General features: G+C 72.5%; 2 protein-coding genes. Both read right to left on the bottom strand.

The features are described 5' to 3' along the window. Window positions 1–532 (bottom strand): hypothetical protein (locus Q7W29_03185; GenBank protein MDO9170814.1); only part of this gene is annotated, 532 nt, incomplete at its 3' end. Then, window positions 532–1,131 (bottom strand): putative baseplate assembly protein (locus Q7W29_03180; GenBank protein MDO9170813.1); only part of this gene is annotated, 600 nt, incomplete at its 5' end. The genes Q7W29_03180 and Q7W29_03185, both read right to left, overlap by 1 nt.

Genomic DNA, 1,131 nt, shown 5'->3' with positions numbered 1-1,131 from the left:
ACTGCACCCGCGCGGGGATCTCGGCCACGGTCTCGAAGCTCTGCGCCGTCTCGTCCTGGCCGGGCACGCTCTGCACCCGTGTGCCCACCGGGATCAGGATCGGCTCGGGCGGCGCGGCGCCCGGCGCCTCCAGCAGTTTGAACGCCAGGTGGGTGCTGGCGGCCACGCCGGGTGCGAGCCGGTAGCCGATCAGGCGCGCCATCTCGCGCACCGAGAGGCGCTCGGTGGCGGTGCGCAGGTAGTGTTCCTGCGCGTAGCGTTCGGTGTAGAAGCCCAGCACGTCGAGCGAGGTGGCCATGGCATCGGCCAGCGCCAGGCTGAAGTCGCTCAACTCGCGCGTGCCCAGGGCCGCCAGCGCCGGCGTGTCGGTGCTCGACAGCCGCGCCTGCATGGAGGCGAGGAAGTCGCCGTGGCGGCCCACCCGGTAGGCGATGGCCGGCTGGCCGGGCGGGTTGTGCACGCGCGCCGGGGTGTCGGCGTCCACGCCGGCGCAGCAGCCGCAGTCGCCGGGGAAGGTGTCAGGGCCACTCATCACTTGCCTCCGTGCAGTTCCAGCCGCAGCACGCCGTGCTCGGGGAAGTTGGGGTCGTTGTCCAGCCGCGCGATCTCCAGCCGGCCCAGCGTCATGAAGCCGTCGGCCAGGGGTTTGGGGTCGGCCTGTCCCTGGCGCTGGAAGCGCGTGACCTGGACCGAGCCCACGCCGGCCACGGTGCGCGCGGCCGCGTACAGCGGGCTCAGGAACACGTTCTGGCCGAAGCTGAAGTGGTCAGGGTGGAACAGGCCGCGCGTGCCGTCGGCGCGGGTGCGGCTGCTCAGCACGTCGAGCAGGCCGCGGCTGACGTCGCTGCGGAAATGGTCCTTGTCCACGCAGACCAGCAGGTCGATCTCCAGCGACACCGCGATCGGGTCGTGGATGCGCAGGTCGTGGCCGGCCATGCGGTAGCGGTCCAGGTGGGTGCCGACCTGGGTGGCGAAGGCGGGGTCGATGGCTTCACCGTCTTGCCGGTCCACGGTGACGAACACGGTGTGCCAGCTGCCGGTCCAGCGCAGGCTGGCGGCGGCGCGCTGCACCTCGGGCAGGCGCTCGGTGACGGCGGCGTAGTCGGCCGTGGTCACGGCGCGCTCCTGGGT

This window comes from bacterium, assembly GCA_030654305.1.
GTDB lineage: Bacteria > Krumholzibacteriota > Krumholzibacteriia > LZORAL124-64-63 > LZORAL124-64-63 > PNOJ01.
This window is presented reverse-complemented; position numbering and strand designations above follow the sequence as displayed.